This window comes from Campylobacter sp. 2018MI13, from assembly GCF_018501135.1.
Classification (GTDB): Bacteria; Campylobacterota; Campylobacteria; order Campylobacterales; family Campylobacteraceae; genus Campylobacter_E.
Genome location: NZ_JAHCZC010000342.1, coordinates 1 through 237, shown reverse-complemented (window position 1 = coordinate 237; position 237 = coordinate 1). Strand labels below are relative to the sequence as shown.

Below are 237 nucleotides of genomic sequence, written 5' to 3'. Positions count from 1 at the left end.
CAACTGGTTTTGAAATGAGTGGAGATGGGGTTGTAAAAGTTACTAAAGGCGATATAAATACTATTGTTAGTAGTTTTGAAAATACAGGCGGTGTTTATATTACAGAAGGTAATTTAAATGCTAATAAATCAAGTTTTACAAGTGATGTAAATATTGCTAAGGGCGATTTAAAAGCTTTAGGGAATTTGTTAGAAGAAAAAAGAGATGAAAGTGGCGAAAGAGTAAAAGATAAAAACG

1 protein-coding gene is annotated in these 237 nt (G+C 30.8%); it reads left to right on the top strand.

Annotated features, from left to right (window positions below):
* On the top strand, positions 1-237 hold a 237-nt coding region (locus tag KJQ99_RS10305), incomplete at both ends, for a hypothetical protein (RefSeq protein ID WP_214150787.1).